12 protein-coding genes are annotated in these 13896 nt (G+C 66.8%); 10 read left to right on the plus strand and 2 right to left on the minus strand.

Annotated elements, in window-relative coordinates:
* The coding region (locus tag A8G08_RS21920; protein WP_245672946.1) for a GMC oxidoreductase at positions 1-440 on the plus strand (440 nt) is incomplete at its 5' end.
* 64 nt (positions 441-504) lie between these two features.
* The gene (locus A8G08_RS21925; RefSeq protein WP_068278834.1) at positions 505-2130 is read left to right on the plus strand and encodes an AMP-binding protein; all 1626 of its coding nucleotides are present in this window, start codon (positions 505-507) and stop codon (positions 2128-2130) included.
* A 75-nt stretch (positions 2131-2205) separates the two neighbouring features.
* Here the strand turns inward: A8G08_RS21925 and A8G08_RS21930 are convergent, their stop codons facing one another.
* A complete protein-coding gene (locus tag A8G08_RS21930) occupies positions 2206-4239 on the minus strand; it encodes a phage holin family protein (protein ID WP_068278835.1) in 2034 nt (677 codons plus the stop codon).
* On the opposite strand from A8G08_RS21930, the gene A8G08_RS21935 reads away from it, so the two are divergent.
* The 6 genes from A8G08_RS21935 (at position 4238) to A8G08_RS21960 (ending at position 9912) form a co-directional block, all read left to right on the plus strand.
* Positions 4238-5077, plus strand: coding sequence for an MBL fold metallo-hydrolase (locus A8G08_RS21935; RefSeq protein ID WP_084436713.1), 840 nt, complete (start codon positions 4238-4240; stop codon positions 5075-5077). The two genes, A8G08_RS21930 and A8G08_RS21935, sit on opposite strands and share 2 nt — an antisense overlap.
* A gap of 83 nt (positions 5078-5160) precedes the next feature.
* Positions 5161-6465: a sigma-54-dependent transcriptional regulator family protein gene (locus A8G08_RS21940; RefSeq protein ID WP_068278841.1), complete on the plus strand. Its 1305-nt coding sequence runs from the start codon at positions 5161-5163 to the stop codon at positions 6463-6465.
* A 105-nt stretch (positions 6466-6570) separates the two neighbouring features.
* A complete protein-coding gene (gene adh, locus A8G08_RS21945) occupies positions 6571-8094 on the plus strand; it encodes an aldehyde dehydrogenase (protein WP_068278843.1) in 1524 nt (507 codons plus the stop codon).
* Positions 8094-8642 carry a DUF779 domain-containing protein gene (locus A8G08_RS21950; RefSeq protein WP_068278844.1) on the plus strand — a complete coding sequence of 183 codons (549 nt, stop codon included), beginning with the start codon at positions 8094-8096 and terminating at the stop codon, positions 8640-8642. Before adh ends, A8G08_RS21950 begins: the two co-directional genes overlap by 1 nt.
* A gap of 33 nt (positions 8643-8675) precedes the next feature.
* A complete protein-coding gene (locus A8G08_RS21955) occupies positions 8676-9425 on the plus strand; it encodes an SDR family NAD(P)-dependent oxidoreductase (RefSeq protein WP_068278845.1) in 750 nt (249 codons plus the stop codon).
* Positions 9426-9651: 226 nt separating this feature from the next.
* Positions 9652-9912, plus strand: coding sequence for a GlsB/YeaQ/YmgE family stress response membrane protein (locus tag A8G08_RS21960; protein WP_068278847.1), 261 nt, complete (start codon positions 9652-9654; stop codon positions 9910-9912).
* Between the two features lie 21 nt (positions 9913-9933).
* On the opposite strand, the gene A8G08_RS21965 is transcribed toward A8G08_RS21960, so the two are convergent.
* Positions 9934-10548, minus strand: a complete 615-nt coding sequence (locus tag A8G08_RS21965; RefSeq protein WP_068278849.1) for an SACE_7040 family transcriptional regulator — start codon at positions 10546-10548, stop codon at positions 9934-9936.
* A gap of 96 nt (positions 10549-10644) precedes the next feature.
* Between A8G08_RS21965 and A8G08_RS21970 the strand changes: the two genes are divergently transcribed.
* A complete protein-coding gene (locus A8G08_RS21970; protein WP_068278850.1) occupies positions 10645-12255 on the plus strand; it encodes a carboxyl transferase domain-containing protein in 1611 nt (536 codons plus the stop codon).
* Positions 12256-12260: 5 nt separating this feature from the next.
* Positions 12261-13896: acetyl-CoA carboxylase biotin carboxylase subunit (locus A8G08_RS21975; protein WP_084436714.1), on the plus strand; the 1636-nt coding region annotated here is incomplete at its 3' end.

Here is a 13896-nt window from a genome sequence, read left to right on the forward strand (position 1 = left end):
CGCGTGGGTCGCTCACCTTGGCATCCGCCGACCCGGCCGACGCGCCGGTAATCGCCTACCGGCATCTCGATGCCGAGGCTGATCGCGTGGCACTGCGTGCCGCGGCGCTGGTCGCGCGCGAGGTACTCGAGGGGATGCGCGGTGCCGGCGTGGTCACCGAGATCGATCCGGACTTCGCGGCGGACGACGACTGGCTGCGCACGCGGCTGGGCACCTCGCAGCACATGACCGGAACCTGCCGGATGGGTCCGGGCGAGGACCCGGGTGCCGTCGTCGGCGCGGACTGCCGGGTGCACGGCATCGACGGTCTTTCGGTGGTGGACGCGTCGATCGCGCCGACGCCGATCAGTCGCGGGATCCACGCGAGCGTCGTGATGATTGCGGAGCGTGCCGCCGACCTCATTTCGGCCACTGGAGGGCCCACCCCCGTCCGGGGGTAGTTCAGGTGTGACCGCAGTCACTACGCTCAGTCTGAGGAGCGTACGGCGGCCGAAAGGGACTGCGATGTCGAAGGCACTACCCAGCTACGTCTCGGGGGTATCGGAGCAGCCGATGCTCGGCGACACCATCGGCGACAACTTCGACCGCACCGTTGCCGCCCATCCGGACCGGGATGCGCTGATCGAGCATGCGACCGGCCGGCGGTGGACCTACCGCGAACTCGCCGTCGAGGTCGATGCGTTGGCGCTCGGCCTGCTCGATTCGGGGATCGGCAAGGGCGACCGGGTTGGCATCTGGGCGCCCAACAGCGCCGACTGGGTCTTCGTCCAGTATGCGACCGCCAAGATCGGCGCCATCCTGGTGAACATCAACCCCGCCTACCGTTCGCACGAGCTCGAGTACGTGCTCAACCAGTCGGGCATCGCGATGGTCATCGCGGCGCCCTCGTTCAAGACCTCGGACTACGGCGCGATGATCGCCGAGGTGGCGGGGAACTGTGCCGAGCTCGACCAGGTCGTCCTGTTCGGTTCGGAGGAGTGGGCGCGGCTGTTCGAGCAGGGCCGCGCCGCCGACCGGGCGACGCTGCAACGGGTTCAGGGCGAACTGAGTACCGACGATGCGATCAACATCCAATACACCTCGGGCACAACCGGATTCCCCAAGGGTGCGACGCTGAGCCATCACAACATCCTCAACAACGGGTACTTCACCGGCGAGCTGTGCGGATACACCGAACAGGATCTCGTCTGCATCCCGGTGCCGTTCTATCACTGCTTCGGCATGGTGATGGGCAACCTCGCATGCACCAGTCACGGTGCGGCCATGGTCATTCCGGCGCCCGCGTTCGATCCGAAGGCCACGCTGGAAGCCGTCGCCGCCTACGGCTGTACGTCGCTGTACGGGGTGCCGACCATGTTCATCGCCGAACTCGCGGAGCACAGCTTCGAATCCCACGACCTGTCCAGCCTGCGCACCGGGATCATGGCGGGATCGCCGTGCCCGGTCGAGGTGATGAAGCAGGTGATCGAGCGGATGGGCATGAGTGAGGTGTCGATCTGCTACGGCATGACCGAGACCTCGCCGGTGTCACTGCAGACGCGGCGCGACGACTCGCTCGATCAACGCACCGCAACCGTCGGCACCGTCGGGCCGCACCTCGAGGTCAAGATCGTCGATCCCGCAACCGGTTTGACTCTGCCCCGCGGCGAGGCGGGCGAACTGTGCACCCGCGGTTACTCGGTGATGCTCGGCTACTGGAACAACGACGAGAAGACGGCCGAGGCAATCGACGCGGCGCGCTGGATGCATACCGGCGATATCGGGGTAATGGACTCCGACGGCTACGTGGCGATCACCGGCCGAATCAAGGACATGGTGATCCGGGGCGGTGAGAACATCTACCCGCGCGAGATCGAGGAGTTCCTCTACACCCATCCCGACATCCTCGATGCCCAGGTGATCGGTGTCCCGGACGACAAGTACGGCGAGGAGCTGATGGTCTGGATCCGGATGCGCGAGGGCGCACCGGAGCTCGATCCCGATTCCCTCCGCGAGTTCTGCGCCGGAAAACTGGCGCACTACAAGATCCCGCGCTATGTCCACGTGGTCGAGGAGTTCCCGATGACCGTCACCGGGAAGGTGCGCAAGGTGGAGATGCGCGAGGTGTCCTTGGGGCTACTCAGCGAGTAGCGCCGTGCAGGTTTTCGTCGCGCACCTTCTGTTGCGGGCTCCGGTGTGTCGTGCGGCGAGTCGGTGTGCGGCGCGTCAGGAAGTGTGCGGCGCGGCCGAGACTTCCTCGGGAACAGGCATGTTCACCCCGTCGCGCCAGCCGACCAGCACCTGGTGCATCGCCTCGGCGCCGTGCAGGGGGACCGGTGGCGGGGGCAGGTGCGAGGGGTAGATCAGGAACGGCGTGCTCTGGGGGCCGCCCATGCCGCCGTGCGAGCCGACCTGTTCCTCGAACGCAGCAACCTCGTCGGTCTCGGGCCAGTACGCGCCGCCCACCATGATGTCCGCGACATTGTCGAATGTGTCTGTGCGGCGCACCTTTTCGAGCGCGTCGCGGCCGAACCCGGCAAGCGGATTCGCGCCGGTCACGGTGCCCGACTCGACGTCGATCTCGCCGTGCTCGCCGAGGATCGCCGATCCGCCGCCAGGTTTGGCGACCAGTAGGAAGCCGATACCGGGATGGCTGCGCAGCGTGTCGAGCAGTCCCGGGTGCGCCTTCTCGATCGCCTCGGTATCGGCCCGTCCGGGCAGGTCGGGGAAGTAGATCAGCCCGAGGTTGCCGGAGCCGAGCACGATCGGCGCGCCGGTGGGTGTGCTCGGCTCTTCACTGGCGGTCGGCGAGTGCACGCTCGCCGCCGCGTACGCGCGACCCTCCGCGCCGGCGTGATGGTGCATGGGATCGGCGGGCGTCGTCGCTGCTGCGGCTTGTGGCCGGCCCACCAGTCGAAGGACCAGCGCCTCGAGCGTCTCTTCGTAGCGCTGCAGGAAGGTGGCGCCCTGGCTCTGGCCGTGGTCGGAGAGCAGCACCACCCGGTACCGCCGATCGGCCTGCTCCACCACGGCGAGCAGCATTTCCACGACGTCGTCCAATTTGGTCAGCACCGCAAGGGTTTCCGGCCGTGAAATGCCCGAGTGATGGGACACCTCGTCGTACCCGATGAGGTCGACGTAGATGACGCTGCGCCCCTTGATCAGGTCGCCCACCACCGCCGCGACGGTGACATCGGTGGCCAGCACGGTCGCGAACGCCCGGACGAACGGGTACACTCCGCCCCGGGGCACGCGGGGCCGAATGTCCTTGCGGCGCTGTCGCAAGGACTGTCGGAGTTCGCGCTGGATCTCGGCGACCATGCGCACAAAGGTGCGCAGCGCGCTCGCGGGATCGGCGAAATAGGACGCGTACCCGGCGCCACCGCCGAGTTGTGCACCGCGCATGCGGCTCACCACAAGGACGTTGTCGTGCGCACCGCCGGTAAACAGATTGCCGCGACTCGCGCCGTCCTCCGCCAAAAGCCCAGGGATGTGGGCGCGTTCGCGCTCGCGTTCCTCGTTGTCGGCAGGATTGGAGAACACCGAGATCTTGCCGGTCTCCTTGTCGTACCAGCGGAAGGCCGGAACGTTGTGGTTCGACCCGTGCAGCACCCCGAGCTGGGTCGCCCCGGTCTGGCTGCTCCAGTCGGTGTGCCATGGCGTCAGCCGGTGGGAATCGCGAACAAGCTTCGCCAGCGCGGGTGTCACGCCGTCGGCGATGGCGCGGCGCAACACGTCGTAGCCGAGTCCATCGATCTGAACGCAAAGCAGTCCGGGTGTTTGGTCGGAATTCGTCGGGCCGCGGCGCAATCGAAACCGCTGACGCCGCACCTGCATCAGTCGGTACGCGGTATCGGATCGGGAGGCGATCGCGCCGGCCACCAGGGAGCTGAACGCCGACAGCAATGCTGCAAGTACGAACGCATCGAAGGGGCGGTCCACCGATGCCACGGGTACGAGGTAGAGCGTGAGCAGCATGATCGCGCCACCGGCAACGAAGACCAGCAAGAACAGCAGCACCGGCCCGATCCACGACATCGACCGCATGATCAACGGCCACAGCACGGCATTGAGGATGCCGAACACCAATGCCAGCGCCAATGCGGCGGGCAGGGTCTCGAACCGGGTGTTGGTGGACCCGATTGCGTCGAGGTGAATACCGCCCAAAACGGCGTCCAAAACCAGGATCGCCGCGGCCGTACTCAGCCACAGCACGAGGAACTCGATGACGACTCGAAGTACTCCAGCTGTGGTGCGCATGGCATCCTTTCGCTCGTCTTGGGATGGTAGTTGGGTGGCCGCCGGTCCGGATGATTCCGAGAAGTCCCCTTCGCGCGCTGGTCTGCGCTGGCTCGGCCACGCGACGACGCTGATTACCGATCGCGACACCCACGTACTCACCGATCCGGTACTCACTCCGCGGGTCGCGCATTTGCGCCGCCGCCGCGGCCTGCCACCAACCGGGCCACGGGTGCTCAATCCCGATGTGGTGCTGCTGTCCCATCTGCACGCGGACCACACTCATCTGCCATCGCTGCGCCTGATCGACGAAGAAGCGCCAATCGTCGTGCCGCGCGGGGCGCCGGATGCCGTCCCGGCGTTGCGCGCGCTCGGCCACCGTCTGATCGAGGTGCGGGCGGGCGACACGGTCGGGATTGGTGGTGTGTCGATTCGTGCGGTTCCGGCAGCTCACGATGGCCGCCGCTGGCGGCGCGGCCCGCGCAGCACCGCTGCGCTCGGATATCTGGTCACCGGCGATAAGCGGACCTATTTCGCGGGTGACACCGACCTTTACCCGGATCTCGGCGACTGGGTGACCGACGTCGACCTCGCCCTACTTCCCGTGGGCGGCTGGGGACCGACGCTTGGCGAGGGACACATGGATCCCTACCGCGCCGTGCAGGCCGCGCATACCGTCGCGGCCAAGCATTCGGTGCCCATTCACTACGGCACGTTGTGGCCGATCGGGATGGACTCGGTGCGTCCGGGGATGTTCTTTGGACCCGGTGCCGAGTTTGTCCGGATGGCGCGACGCGAGAATCTCGACGTCTGTGAGCTGGCCCCGGGTGAACAACTTGCGGATCAATTCGGTGCGTGACCCGCGTTACAGTGGGCATTACCCAAGCAGGCATTACGCAACCGAGAGCGGGCAGCAGCCCCGCAGGCGGGAAGAAGTCCTGGATGTCGATCGAGCGATCCGAGCGCGGTAACCCGTGGCTCGCCGTGCCGCCGGGCGACGATGTCGCGTCGCTGGCGCGCAAGGTCGCTGCGGCACATCGCAGCTTCGTGGAGAGCTCCGACGCCGCAGGTGTGCGTGCGGTCGTTCGTGAATCCTGGCTTCGCAGCCATTCCGGCGGGGTGAGCCCCGATTCGCCCGCCGCGAACACCATGCTGTCCGGCGTCGATCTCGATCGGTACCGATCCGCGCATCCGATGGCGCTTGTTCGCCCGGTGATCGACAAACTGCTGGTGGAAGACCTCGCCGACACCGGACTCCTGGTGGCCATTACCGACGAGCACGGCCGATTGCTGTGGGTTGAGGGCGATCGCGCCGCGCGCGATCGGGCCGGGCGAATGAATTTCGCCGAGGGCGCGGACTGGAGTGAGGGCGCCGCAGGCACCAACGCCCCGGGCACCGCGATCGCGGTCGATCACAGCGTGCAGATTTTCGAGGCCGAACATTTCAGCCGCGCCGTGCACGAGTGGAGTTGTTCGGCGGCGCCGGTGCACAACCCGACCACAGGCAAAATTCTCGGCGCCATCGACATCACCGGCGGTCCACGCGTCGCGGTGCCCGAGGTGATGTCGCTGATCCGCGCGACCGTGGCCACCGTTGAATCCGAACTGCGCTTCCATCTGCTCGAACGCCCGCACCTGTTCGATCCGGAGACGACTCGAGTGGAGATGCCGCGCGTCGAACTGCTGTGTGCCGCGACGCCGACGATCGTCCGCAACGGTCATCCGGTGCCGCTGCAGCGCCGGCACGCCGAAATCCTGCTGCTGCTCGGCGAACATCCCGAGGGGCTCAACGCCGAGCAGTTGGCCGTGCTGCTCGACGAGCAGGAACTCGATGCCGTCACGATCCGCGCCGAGGTCTCCCGGCTGCGCAAGGTGTACGGCGCCGATGGCTTGTCCTCACGGCCATATCGACTGACCAGTCCGATCAATTCGGACGTGCGCGATGTCGAGGAGGCTCTCGATCGCGGTGACGTCGAACGGGCGGCCGGTCTGTACCGCGGCCCGGTGCTGCCGTCCTCGGATGCACCCGGCGTGGTTCGCGTGCGCGCGGATCTGCGCGAGCGGATGCGGACCGCGCTGCTGCGGGCCGGCAACCCGGCACATCTGGCGCGCTGGCTGGAAACCCCCGAGGGGCGCGACGACACCGACCTGTGGTCGGTCTACCGGTCCTCGCTCGATCCGGAATCGGCGGCGTTCGCCCGGGCGAGCGCGCGTATCTCGGTGCTGAATCGCGAACTCGCGGGCTGATCCGCGCACCCGCGTTCACCTGCGCAGTCTCGCTCCCAACGTTGTTGCAACGTTGCGTCCCTATGGTCTGGATCACAACGCTTCACCAACGTCATAGGAGTTCGCATGACCGTCTTCGCACGCCCCGGCGCACCCGGGTCGCTGATGTCGTTCCAGTCGCGCTACGACAACTGGATCGGCGGTGAGTGGGTGCCGCCCACCAAGGGCCAGTACTTCACGAACCCGACTCCGGTGACCGGTGAAAACTTCTGTGAGGTTGCGCGTTCCACCGCCGAGGACATCGAGCTCGCGCTCGACGCTGCGCACGCCGCTGCACCGGCTTGGGGCAAGACCTCGGTCGCCGAGCGCGCCGTGATCCTCAACAAGATCGCCGATCGCATCGAGCAGAACCTCGAATCCGTCGCACTGGCGGAGTCGTGGGACAACGGCAAGCCGATCCGCGAGACCCTCAACGCCGATATCCCGTTGGCAGTCGACCACTTCCGCTACTTCGCCGGTGCGATCCGCGCCCAGGAAGGCTCGCTGTCGGAGATCGACGACGACACCGTGGCCTACCACTTCCACGAGCCGCTCGGCGTTGTCGGGCAGATCATTCCGTGGAACTTCCCGATCCTGATGGCGGTCTGGAAGCTCGCGCCCGCGCTCGCGGCCGGAAATGCGGTGGTGCTCAAGCCTGCCGAGCAGACCCCGGCCTCGATCCTCTACCTGTTCAGCCTGATCTCCGACCTGCTACCCGCGGGTGTGGTGAACATCGTCAACGGTTTCGGCACCGAGGCGGGCAAGCCGCTCGCGTCGAGCAACCGAATCGCGAAGATCGCCTTCACCGGTGAGACCACCACGGGCCGGCTGATCATGCAGTACGCCAGCCAGAACCTGATCCCGGTCACGCTCGAGCTCGGCGGCAAGAGCCCCAACATCTTCTTCTCGGATGTGTTGGCCGCCAACGACGATTACCAGGACAAGGCGCTCGAGGGCTTCACGATGTTCGCCCTCAACCAGGGCGAGGTGTGCACCTGCCCGTCCCGCTCACTGATCCAGGCCGATATCTACGACGAGTTCCTCGCGATGGCCGCGATCCGCACAAAGGCTGTGCGCCAGGGTGATCCGCTCGACACCGAGACGATGATCGGTGCGCAGGCCTCCAACGATCAGCTGGAAAAGATCCTGTCCTACATCGAGATCGGCAAGGCCGAGGGTGCGCAGCTGATCACCGGTGGTGAGCGTGCGCAGCTCGGCGGGGACCTCAACGGCGGCTTCTACGTGCAGCCGACGATCTTCGCCGGACAGAACAACATGCGGATCTTCCAGGAGGAGATCTTCGGCCCGGTCGTGTCGGTGACGTCGTTCTCCGACTACGAAGAGGCCATCTCGATCGCCAACGACACGCTCTACGGCCTGGGTGCCGGTGTGTGGTCGCGCAACGGCAATGTCGCCTACCGCGCCGGCCGTGACATCAAGGCCGGCCGGGTGTGGACCAACTGCTACCACCAGTACCCCGCGCATGCCGCGTTCGGTGGCTACAAGCAGTCCGGCATCGGTCGCGAGAACCACCACATGATGCTCGATCACTACCAGCAGACCAAGAACCTGCTGGTGTCCTACTCGCAGAAGGCCCTCGGCTTCTTCTGATGAGCAGCGAAGCGGTAGAGCAGCAGCGCAGCGCTCCGCCGCGATTGCGAGCCACCGTGGGGGCGGCGGAGCTTCTCCGCCGCCTCCGCGGTCTCCACGGCGCGCTGATGATGCACCAGTCCGGCGGGTGCTGCGATGGTTCCGCGCCGATGTGTTACCCCGATGGCGAATTCATCGTTGGTGACCGCGATGTATTGCTCGGGGTGCTCGATCTCCGGCTCGGCGCGGGTGAGATCCGTGACGATGCCCCGACTGCGGCGGAGGCTGTGCCGGTGTGGATTTCGGGATCACAGTTCGCCGCTTGGCAGCACACGCAACTGGTGCTCGATGTGGTGCCCGGGCGCGGTTCGGGATTCAGTCTCGAAACGCCGGAGGGGCTCCGATTCCTCAGCCGGGCTCGGGCTTTCACGGCCGACGAGAACGATTTGCTCGCGCGAGATACACCGCTCACGGGTGCGGACTGGGAAGCGGGGGCACGACCGGAACCGGTGCCCGAACCGACGTTTGTTGCCGAGGCTGTCGAGGCCTGTCCAGTGCCGGGACGGTAGCCGGGCAGGGCAGGGTCGCCCTACGATGCGGCCATGCCATTGAGCGGAAGAGTCGCCCTGGTCACCGGAGCTACGAGCGGGATCGGCCGCGCGACAGCGACACTGCTCGCTGCGCGCGGCGCGACGGTTCTCGTGAGCGGGCGTGACGTCGAACGCGGGCAGGCTGTTGTGGACGAGATCCGCGCTGCCGGTGGCACGGCGGAGTTTCTGTGCGCCAACCTGACCGACGCCGAAAGCGCTCGCGCGCTGGCCGGAGCCGGGATCGCCGCCGCAGGGAAGATCGACATCCTGATCAACAACGCCGCGATCGCCGTGTTCGGCCCGACAGCGACGGTCGCCGAAGCCGATTTCGATGCGTGCTACGCGATCAACGTGAAAGTGCCCTATTTCCTGGTCGGAGCGGTCGCTCCGGGCATGGTCGAACGAGGCGGCGGCGTCATCGTCAATGTCAGCACGATGGTTGCCGCGTTCGGCACGGCCGGCTCGGCTGTCTACGCGTCGAGTAAGGCCGCGCTCGAACTGCTCACCAAGTCGTGGGCTGCGGAGTTCGGCCCGCGCGGAGTCCGCGTCAACGCGGTAGCCCCTGGCCCGACGCGCACCGAGGGCACCATCGAGCAGTACGGCCCCGACCGGCTGGCCAAACTCGCCGGGCAGGCGCCGGCGGGCCGCGTCGCCGATCCTGTTGAAATCGCCGAGACCATCGGATTTCTCGTCAGCGATCAGGCCGGCTTCATCCATGGCGCTGTCCTGCCGGCCGACGGTGGACGCACGGCGGTCGCGTAGGGCGGGCGTGCCGGAGCGGTGAACTGAACGGCACTGAACACTTTTCGCCCGGATGCGCGGGATCCCGTCACTAACGGCCAATAGTGGGCGTTCCCGTTCACATGAGAGTTGGCGTGACCGCTCCCTATCGGGTTTGTCTCGGAGTAGCGTCGGGTACTGAGACGTCGGATGTGTGAACGTTGCCGCAGCATTGACGCGCGCGGCGCACACGGAACGGAGCTGTCCCATGGGGAACATCATCGGCACCATCATTTTCGGCGCGGTCATCGGTGTCATTGCCCGACTGGTGCTACCTGGAAAGCAGGCCTACGGCTGGATCGCCACGATCCTGCTCGGCATTGCCGGTGCTTTGATCGGCTACTGGGTCTGGGAAGGCCTTCTCGACAAGGGCGACACCGGCGGAATCGATTGGATCCGTTGGGTGATCAGCGTTGCGGCAGCAGCCGCGCTCGCGGTCGGCTACTCGGCCATGACGCGAAAGAGCTGATTCAGCAAGGTATTTCGACGATTACGTACGCAGCGCCGACAGCGCCATTCGCCGCAACACCGCTCGGCTGGTTTGCGGAGATGCGGGGTCGGCGCTGTGTGGCGTCGAGTTGATCAGTCCGAAAGTTGCGTGCGCCATCACGCGCGCAGCAGAGTCGTCCAGGCCGGGATCTATCCGGCGCAGCACGCCGACCCAGATCTCCACGTAGCGCCGCTGCGTCACGCGCACCTCGCGCCGGGCCGCGTCCGTCAACGAGGTCAGCTCGCGATCCTGGACGCGAATCAGGTCCGGCTCGCCGAAGGCGAAGTCGAGATGAAACTCCACGAGACCCTCGAGCGCGGTGTGCGGATCGGGCGCCTCGGTCTCCACTCGCTTACCGCCGTCGAGCAGGCGATGACTGATCTCCACGAGTAACTCGGCGAGCAAAGCGTCCTTGTTCGGGAAATGCCGGTAGACCGCAGGCCCGCTGATGCCGACCGCGGCACCGATGTCCTCGAGCCGAACCCCTGCGAAGCCGCGCTCGGCGATCAGCCCAGCGGCGGCGACCAGCAGTTGCCTCCGCCGGTCGGCCTTGGCACGGCTGCGCTCGGTCGACGGCTCGGCCGGATCGCCGGTTATCGGCTCGGTTCTCGTCACTTGCTCACATGTCCTCGGTCGGTCTGTACAAACCAGCCACTCAGGGTTAGCCTCGTTTCAGTTAGTTCAGATTAACTCAAATCGAGGAATGGTGGCGTGACGGTAACGCAGACCTACCGTGAGCAGCATCAATTACTCGTCGACGAGCTTCGCGAGAAGCTGGCGACGGCGGCACTTGGGGGCCCCGCGAAGGCCCGCGACCGGCATGAAGCCCGCGGCAAGCTGCTGCCGCGCGACCGGGTCGACGCCGTCCTGGACACGGGCAGCCCGTTCCTGGAGATCGCGCCGCTGGCGGCCAACGGCATGTACGACGACGACTGCCCCGGCGCCGGGATCATCACCGGCATCGGCCGCGTGGCAGGCCGCGAGTGCGTGATCGTCGCGAACGACGCGACCGTCAAGGGCGGCACCTACTACCCGGTCACGGTCAAGAAGCATCTGCGTGCGCAGGAAATCGCGCTGCAGAACCAGCTTCCGTGCCTGTACCTCGTTGACTCGGGTGGTGCGTTCCTGCCGATGCAGGACGACGTCTTCCCCGACCGCGAGCACTTCGGCCGCATCTTCTACAACCAGGCCACCATGAGCGCCAAGGGAATTCCGCAGATCGCAGCCGTGCTCGGATCCTGCACCGCCGGTGGCGCGTACGTGCCCGCGATGAGCGATCAGGCGGTCATCGTGCGGAACCAGGGCACCATCTTCCTCGGCGGCCCGCCGCTGGTGAAGGCCGCGACCGGAGAGATCGTCACTGCCGAAGAGCTCGGTGGCGGAGACCTGCATTCGAAGGTCTCGGGCGTCACCGACCATCTCGCGGAGGACGATCGGGACGCGCTGCGGATCGTGCGCGACATCGTGTCGACGTTCGCGCCGCGCTCGCCGCGGCCGTGGGACGTCACTCCCGTCGCCGAGCCCGCGAAGGATCCGGCCGAGATCTATGACGTCGTGCCCACCGATTCGCGCACTCCCTACGACGTGCGCGAGGTCATCGCCCGCATCGTTGATGGCCGTGCCGAAGGCGCTAATCGCGACGGCGGCGGCGAGGTCGGCTTCGACGAGTTCAAGCCGGAGTACGGCAAGACGCTGGTCACCGGATTCGCCCGTATCCACGGCCATCCGGTCGGGATCATCGGCAACAACGGCGTGCTGTTCGGCGAGTCTGCGCTCAAGGGCGCACATTTCATCGAGCTGTGCGACAAGCGCAACATCCCGTTGCTCTTCCTGCAAAACATCTCCGGCTTCATGGTCGGCCGCGACTACGAAGCCGGCGGTATCGCCAAGCACGGCGCGAAGATGGTCACCGCTGTCGCGTGCGCGCGGGTGCCGAAGCTGACGGTTGTCATCGGCGGCTCCTACGGAGCCGGTAACTACTCGATGTGCGGCCGTGCGTACTCGCCGCGATTCCTGTGGATGTGGCCCAACGCCAAGATCTCGGTGATGGGTGGCGAGCAGGCGGCATCGGTGCTGTCGACCGTGCGGTCCGATCAGCTCGACGCGAGCGGCACGCCCTGGACTGCGGAGCAGGAGGAGCGGTTCAAGGCGCCGATTCGAGCGCAGTACGAGCATCAGGGCAGCGCGTACTACTCGACCGCGCGGCTGTGGGACGACGGCATCATCGATCCCGCAGACACCAGGACTGTTCTGGGACTGGCGCTTTCGGTAGTAGCCCAGGCCCCGCTCGAGCCGGTCTCCTACGGCGTCTTCCGGATGTGAGGCAGATGAACACGAATCTGGGTACTCCAGAACCCGAACTTTTCGACACCCGTGCCGGAGGCGCGCTCTTCGACGCGGTCCTGGTCGCGAACCGCGGCGAGATCGCCGTGCGGGTGATCCGGACGCTGCGCCGGCTCGGCATCAAGTCCGTCGCGGTCTACAGCGATGCGGACGGCGACGCGCTGCACGTGCGTGAGGCCGATGTCGCAGTGCGACTCGGCACCGCGCCTGCTTCGGACAGCTACCTCGACATCGGCAAGGTGCTCGAGGCTGCCCGGCGCACCGGCGCCCAGGCGATCCACCCCGGATACGGCTTCCTGTCCGAGAATTCGGCGTTCGCCCTGGCGTGCGCCGATGCCGGCATCGCCTTCCTCGGCCCGACCGCGAGTGCGATCGAGACGATGGGCGACAAGATCACCGCGAAGAATGCGGTCGCCGCATTCGATGTGCCGATCGTGCCCGGTATCTCGCGCCCTGGTCTCACCGACGACGACTTGATCGCCGCGGCAGGCGATGTCGGCTACCCGGTGCTGATCAAGCCGTCCGCCGGTGGCGGCGGCAAGGGCATGCGCCTGGTCACCGAGGAAGGGCAGCTGCGCGATGCGCTGGCCTCCGCTCGCCGCGAGGCCGCCTCCGCATTCGGTGACGACACGCTGTTCCTCGAACGGTTCGTGTTGCGTCCCCGCCACATCGAGGTGCAGATCATCGCCGACACGCACGGCAACGTCGTGCACCTCGGCGAGCGCGAGTGCAGCCTTCAGCGTCGGCACCAGAAGGTCGTCGAGGAGGCGCCGTCCGCTCTCCTCGACGCCGAGACGCGGGCCCGGATCGGCGAGGCCGCCTGCGCCACCGCGCGCAGCGTCGACTACGTCGGGGCAGGCACCGTCGAGTTCATCGTGTCGGCCGATGCTCCCGATGAGTTCTTCTTCATGGAGATGAACACCCGTCTGCAGGTGGAGCATCCGGTCACCGAACTGGTCACAGGCCTCGATCTCGTCGAGTGGCAGGTGCGCATCGCGGCGGGGGAGAAGCTGGGCTTCGCCCAGGAGGATGTGCGTCTCGACGGGCATGCCGTCGAGGTCCGGGTGTACGCCGAGGACCCGGCGCGAGGCTTCCTGCCGACCGGCGGCACGGTCGCGGGCTTGATCGAACCCATCGGTACCGGCGTTCGGGTCGACTCGGGCATCTCGGTTGGCACCGTGGTCGGTAGTGATTACGACCCGATGCTGAGCAAGATCATTGCCCACGGTCCGGACCGGGCCACGGCACTCCGCCGCCTGGACCGCGCGCTCTCCGACGCCCATGTGCTCGGCGTCGTCACCAATATCGAATTCGCGCGTTACCTGCTCGCCGACGAGGATGTGCGGGCGGGTGCGCTCGACACCGGGCTGCTCGATCGCCGGCTCGAAAAGTTCGAGGCCGCAGTCACTCCCGACGAGGTGCTCATCGCGGCCGCCGTGCACCGCTGGCTGGCGAACTGGCCGACCGCGCAGTCGGCAGACCCGTGGAGCGTGCCGACCGGCTGGCGGGTCGGCGCGCACGCACCGACCTCGCTTCGGCTGCATTCGCCCTCACGCACCGACCACGTGCACCTGCTCGGGCGGCCGGACGCGGCCACGGTCCGCATCGAAGACGGTCCCC

Source organism: Aldersonia kunmingensis (assembly GCF_001646865.1).
In the GTDB taxonomy this organism is placed as follows: Bacteria; Actinomycetota; Actinomycetes; order Mycobacteriales; family Mycobacteriaceae; genus Aldersonia; species Aldersonia kunmingensis.

Bases quoted from the DNA above. Each gene is read 5' to 3' on its own strand.
- A8G08_RS21925 (WP_068278834.1), top strand. From the start codon at position 505: ATGTCGAAGGCACTACCCAGCTACGTCTCGGGGGTATCGGAGCAGCCG.
- A8G08_RS21935 (WP_084436713.1), top strand. From the start codon at position 4,238: ATGGCATCCTTTCGCTCGTCTTGGGATGGTAGTTGGGTGGCCGCCGGT.
- A8G08_RS21930 (WP_068278835.1), bottom strand. From the start codon at position 4,239: ATGCGCACCACAGCTGGAGTACTTCGAGTCGTCATCGAGTTCCTCGTG.
- A8G08_RS21940 (WP_068278841.1), top strand. From the start codon at position 5,161: ATGTCGATCGAGCGATCCGAGCGCGGTAACCCGTGGCTCGCCGTGCCG.
- adh (WP_068278843.1), top strand. From the start codon at position 6,571: ATGACCGTCTTCGCACGCCCCGGCGCACCCGGGTCGCTGATGTCGTTC.
- A8G08_RS21950 (WP_068278844.1), top strand. From the start codon at position 8,094: ATGAGCAGCGAAGCGGTAGAGCAGCAGCGCAGCGCTCCGCCGCGATTG.
- A8G08_RS21955 (WP_068278845.1), top strand. From the start codon at position 8,676: ATGCCATTGAGCGGAAGAGTCGCCCTGGTCACCGGAGCTACGAGCGGG.
- A8G08_RS21960 (WP_068278847.1), top strand. From the start codon at position 9,652: ATGGGGAACATCATCGGCACCATCATTTTCGGCGCGGTCATCGGTGTC.